This is a genomic window from Desulfurella sp., from assembly GCF_023256235.1.
Taxonomy (GTDB): domain Bacteria; phylum Campylobacterota_A; class Desulfurellia; order Desulfurellales; family Desulfurellaceae; genus Desulfurella.
Genome location: NZ_JAGDWY010000031.1, coordinates 1 through 5,132 on the forward strand (window position 1 = coordinate 1; position 5,132 = coordinate 5,132).

Here is a 5,132-nt window from a genome sequence, read left to right on the forward strand (position 1 = left end):
CCTTTAGATGTTTTTTTTATAACCACTATAGAGTTTTTATTATAGCAATTTGCAGCTATTAAATCAATAGAATTTATGCAGTACACTAGACCACAAAATCCAAAAAACAAACCTTTTATAGTAGAAAGTGTAACTCTAAGGCTACTATATCTTCCAGGACCAATTGTTACATACAGGCTTTTGATATCGGACAAATTCAAATTGTTTTTTTTTAATAAAGCATCAAATGTAGAAATAATTGCAACAGAATGTATGGCTTTTTCTATAAAGATAGAATCAATCAATGATTCATCTTTGAAAAAAGCCATACTAAGCGATTCGGATGATCCGTCAATTGCAAAAGCAATATTATTATTATTTTGTGCTGGCGCTTGCATCAATATTTACAAACGGGTTAAAATTTATTGGCGGTAATACCACAGGTGCCAAACCCATCCTAAGCAATGTAGACTGTACAATTTCTCTAAAATACGGCCAGCTATCAACTAAAACAGTGGAATCAGCAAAAATCTTAAAAATCTCGTCATCCATGGGACCACCTACCTGGAAATCTAAAATGTAAACCGGATTAATCCTGATCAAAACGTCATCAGGGTTATTTTGGAGTGCTACCTTAAAAAAAAATTCCTGAAAAACTCTTACATGATTATCTGCTATAACCTGATAATATGCATTTTTGTCAATAAAAACTTTCGATTCTTCCATTGAAACATTAATTTTTTCATCATCAAAGTTAGCTTCGAGTTTATAAAGTCTAATACTATGAAAAACTAAATTCGTATTAAGTTTTGTAAATCTTTCCTGAATACTATCTGCCATTGTGCCTCCTAAAAAATATCATTTTCTGTTAAAATTTTTAAACCATACTTAAAAAAATTTACTTTTAATTCTAATGGTTTTTCTTTTACATTCAAAATAATTCCTTTGCCAAAATCCTTATGGTTAATGGTTTCTCCAATCTTATACCTTTTAAATTGAATTTTGTTTATAGCTATTTCCTTTAAAAAGCGAGATGGTATAAAATTATTTCGAAAATCAGACAAATAATAACTTAAATATAAAGTTTTCTTAGCCCTTGTAATACCTACATACATTATGCGTCTTTCTTCTTCTATAACTGAATCTTGGTATAAGCTAGGCAAAATACCTTCATTTAGCCCAACAATAAAAACATGATCAAATTCTAAACCTTTAGCTGCGTGGATTGTCATAAGACTTACATTTTGCAAAAATAAATTATTTTCTCCATCTATACTTTGAGAGTAATCATATAAGCTTGCATTTTCCATAAAAGATTCAATATCCATATTTTTTGCAAATTCAATAAGTTCATCAATATTTGATTGTCTTACATCTTGCCTGTAAAAGTTTTTATCTGAAAACACTTCATCAAATACAAACTTTAAACACTCGCTAATATTACCAAATTGAAGTTTTTTTTGCAAAATTTTTACAAATTCAATAAATCTAGCAACTTTTGCATATTTTTTTTGCGTGAGTGTGCTTGCTGCTATAAATAGGTTTGTATTTAAATCAATTGCTATCTTTTTAATGTCATCTATTGTTTTTAAGCCAATACCTCCAAAATTTCCAATGGAACGGATAAAAGAAACATCATCTTTCTCGTTATACGCAATTTTAATAAAACTTAATATGTCTTTTATTTCTTTTTTATCAAAAAATTTGTGAGCTCCGATTTTTTTATAAGCAATACCAAACTGCATAAAATATTCTTCAAAAAGTTTTGATAAATTGTTATTCCTATAAAGAACCGCTACACTTGAATTATCGTTTTGCTTTAAGATATTTTTTATTTGATTTGATACAAAGTAAGCTTCATCTCTATTTGTTGCAAATTCCTTTATAACAGGTTCTACTCCAGAAATATCGGAGTAAAGATTTTTTCCTATACGTGTTGTATTTTCAAGTAAAAGAGTAATATCTGAAAATTGACTTAAAATTGGTTTTATGGTTTGTGCAACTTTTTGCAAGCAATCTGGACCTTTACATGAGCCAGGATGTAAAACTAAATTATATACTCCAAGCTTATATGCGTTTTCAAACTCGGTTTCAAGTTCGTTGTATGTTTGAGATGTAGGATTTGCTGGGTTTATCAGGTAAGAGCAATGTATAAATGCATTTTCTGGGTTTATATTGTATAGGGACATATTTTGCTTAAAAGCATTTGCAGTTTCATCATCTATTAATTTTTGACTCCATCTGCGAGGGCTTTTTGTAAAAAATTGAAAACAATCTAGTTTATATGTTTTGCACAAAATAGGTAATTGAATTATTGAATGCTCAATTGATAAGTGTATGCCTAACTTCACAATACTTTATACAATGCGTTTTTAAAGTTTTCTGGTTCAAAAGTAGATAGAGCATTAAAAAATTCAACTTGAAAATTTCCAAGTAAATTTGATTTTGAAGCGGCAATTTCTCCTGATATACCAACTATTAAACAAGAAGCTACTGTAGCTTTTAAGTAATCATTACAAACGCCAGCTGCTGCAGCAGTAATCGAGCCCAAAATACAACCAGAACCTGTAATTTTAGTTAAAAATTCATGTCCGTTTTCACATGCATACACTTTATTACCATCTGAAACAATATCTGTTTTGCCAGTTGCACATACAATGCAATTGTGTTTTTTTGCTAAATCCTTTGCAAGGTCTGCGATGTTTTCTATATAAGTGTTGGATTCTACTCCTTTTGTTTGTATATTTACTCCACATAAATTAGCAATTTCTGAAGCGTTTCCTTTGATTATATCAGTTTTGACTTTAGATAAAATTTCTTGAGCAATCTCATTTCTAAATTTGCTTGCGCCAACACCAACTGGGTCAAAAACTACAGGTATAGATCCTTTATTGGCTGCTTTTGCAGCAATTAGCATTGTTTCTATTATATCCGGTGTAGGTGTGCCCATATTTATAAGTAATGCAGAGCTTATTTTTATTAAATCTATAGCTTCTTGCTTAGCATAAGACATAATTGGGCTTGCGCCTAGCGCTAATAATGCATTGGCGCTAATATTTGTCACTACAAAATTCGTTATATTGTAAACAAGAGGGTTTTTTTGTCTGATTTCTGTAATAATTTTAGAAAATTCTTCCATATTATTCCTCCTGTTAACCAAAATACTAAAGATTTACCAAAATGTCAATTTATTTAGCAAAACCTAATAGTTTGACAATAATTAATTAAATATCTATAATAAATATGTGGATATTTTAAAAGTTTTACTTACATTTCTAGTTGGTGTACTTACCGGTTTTTTAAATGTAATGGCAGGTGGTGGTTCTACGTTAACCCTACCACTTTTGACGTTTTTGGGATTAAGTATCGATGTTGCAAATGGTACCAATAGAGTATCCATTTTAATTCAAAATTTAGCAGCTACATATAGTTTCAAAAAAAATAAAGTTCATATTCTAAAGCGGTCTTTCATTTTGTCAATTCCAGCAACACTTGGTGCAATCTGTGGCACACTTGTTGTTGTTCAGATAAATGAAAGTTTATTAAAAAAAATTGCTGCTGTACTAATAATTTTAATGGGTAGTTTTATTGTTTTAAAAAAGGATGTATGGAAAAAAAACCAGATAGCTACAAAAAAAAGCAACATTTTATCTTATTTAACTTTTTTCTTTATTGGTTTTTATGGTGGTTTTTTGCAAGCTGGCGTAGGTTTTTTCTTTATTAGTGCTTTAATGTTTTTGGAAGGATTTGACATAGTCAAAACAAATGCGGCAAAAGTTGCTATTATTGCGGTTTATACGATTGCCTCACTGCTTATTTTTGCAGCCCATAACCAGGTAGATTGGAAAATCGGTTTCGTTTTAGCTATTGGTAGCGCCATAGGTTCAAGTTTTGGTGCGCGTTATATGGTTCTAAATGAAATTGTGTGGGTAAAGTATTTGCTTTTTGCAGCAATTTTATTTGCTTCGCTTAAAATGTTTTTTTCCTAAGTTTCTATTTTAATTTCTATAACATTTGGTTTTTTTGCCTCTTCTTTTACAACAGGCAAAGTAGTATTTTCTTTAGCATTTAATTCTTGAATTTGCTTGTATAATTCTTCTACGAGTTTTTCTAAGTCTTTTATCTGATTTCTTAATCTCATAATAATATCAACACCGGCTAAATTAACGCCCAAAGTTTTTGTCATTTCTTTTATAAATCTAACATCTTCAATGTCTTCATCTGTAAAAAACCTTACATTGCCCTTTGTTCTTTTGGGTTTTATTATTCCACTTTTTTCATATTCTCTTAATGTTTGAGGATGAATATCAACAATTTTGCAAAACATGCCAATGCTATATACATCTTTTCTAAATCTCATAAATCTCTCCTTCCTATAAAGCCTTGCTTAAAATTTCTTCTTGTTCTTTTGATAGGTTTTGAGGAATTTTTACAATAGCTCTTGCATATAAAGCATCATTTTTTAAACCCTTATTTGGAATTTTAAATACAGTATTTGTTTGAGTACCCTTTGGTATTTTGATTGTAACATACCCTTGTGGTGTTTTAACATCAACGCTACCGCCAAGTAACGCAGTTTTAAGTGGAACTTCAACATCTGTGTACAGTTTGCCATCTTTTATGTAAAAATTTGGATCTGGTTTTACATTAACTATTAGATGTAAGTCTCCTCTACCTGTAGCTGTTTTTTTACCCTTGCCTTTTACTTTTAGTTTGGTGCCGTCAACTGTGCCTGCGGGAATTTTGACCTTTACTAATTCATTATCAATATTTAATGTAATAATATCGCCTTTTAGGGCTTGATCAAAGTCTAAAGTTATGGTGTATGTAACATCGGCATCTTCTCTTTGAAAATCGTCGAAGAATGAAAAACCTCCAAACCCTCTAAAATCACTTGAACTTTTTGAGCCTCTTTTGAAGAGATTAAAAATATCACCGATATCAAAATCCGCATTATTGGAATAGTAAGTATATCGATAATTGCCAAAATCCTGATTACCGCTATCTCCACTAAAGCCACTAAATCCAAATTGATCGTACTGAGCTTTCTTTTCTTTATCTGAAAGAATAGAATATGCTTCATTAATTTCTTTAAATTTTTTTTCTGCTTCTTTATTGTTTGGGTTTAAATCTGGATGGTATTTTCTTGCTAA

7 protein-coding genes are annotated in these 5,132 nt (G+C 30.2%); 1 reads left to right on the plus strand and 6 read right to left on the minus strand.

Translation table 11 applies throughout. The features are described 5' to 3' along the window. The 4 genes from tsaB to thiM form a co-directional block, all read right to left on the minus strand. Positions 1 to 377: tRNA (adenosine(37)-N6)-threonylcarbamoyltransferase complex dimerization subunit type 1 TsaB (gene tsaB / locus Q0C22_RS03165; RefSeq protein ID WP_291490619.1), on the minus strand; the 377-nt coding region annotated here is incomplete at its 3' end. Further along, complete coding sequence (locus tag Q0C22_RS03170) at positions 355 to 819, minus strand: hypothetical protein (protein ID WP_092129249.1); 465 nt, start codon at positions 817 to 819, stop codon at positions 355 to 357. The genes tsaB and Q0C22_RS03170, both read right to left, overlap by 23 nt. 8 nt (positions 820 to 827) lie before the next feature. After that, positions 828 to 2,330: a 3'-5' exonuclease gene (locus Q0C22_RS03175; RefSeq protein ID WP_291490620.1), complete on the minus strand. Its 1,503-nt coding sequence runs from the start codon at positions 2,328 to 2,330 to the stop codon at positions 828 to 830. Continuing rightward, a complete protein-coding gene (gene thiM / locus Q0C22_RS03180; protein WP_291490621.1) occupies positions 2,327 to 3,118 on the minus strand; it encodes a hydroxyethylthiazole kinase in 792 nt (263 codons plus the stop codon). Before thiM ends, Q0C22_RS03175 begins: the two co-directional genes overlap by 4 nt. Positions 3,119 to 3,224: 106 nt before the next feature. Between thiM and Q0C22_RS03185 the strand changes: the two genes are divergently transcribed. Further along, positions 3,225 to 3,968 (plus strand): sulfite exporter TauE/SafE family protein, encoded by a 744-nt coding sequence (locus tag Q0C22_RS03185; protein ID WP_291490622.1) that lies wholly within the window; start codon positions 3,225 to 3,227, stop codon positions 3,966 to 3,968. On the opposite strand, the gene Q0C22_RS03190 is transcribed toward Q0C22_RS03185, so the two are convergent. After that, positions 3,965 to 4,339, minus strand: a complete 375-nt coding sequence (locus Q0C22_RS03190; RefSeq protein ID WP_025391807.1) for a MerR family transcriptional regulator — start codon at positions 4,337 to 4,339, stop codon at positions 3,965 to 3,967. The genes Q0C22_RS03185 and Q0C22_RS03190 overlap by 4 nt on opposite strands. Positions 4,340 to 4,352: 13 nt before the next feature. Next, a partial coding sequence (locus Q0C22_RS03195) for a DnaJ C-terminal domain-containing protein (RefSeq protein ID WP_291490623.1) occupies positions 4,353 to 5,132 on the minus strand: 780 nt, incomplete at its 5' end.

Bases quoted from the DNA above. Each gene is read 5' to 3' on its own strand.
- Q0C22_RS03170 (WP_092129249.1), bottom strand. From the start codon at position 819: ATGGCAGATAGTATTCAGGAAAGATTTACAAAACTTAATACGAATTTA.
- thiM (WP_291490621.1), bottom strand. From the start codon at position 3,118: ATGGAAGAATTTTCTAAAATTATTACAGAAATCAGACAAAAAAACCCT.
- Q0C22_RS03190 (WP_025391807.1), bottom strand. From the start codon at position 4,339: ATGAGATTTAGAAAAGATGTATATAGCATTGGCATGTTTTGCAAAATT.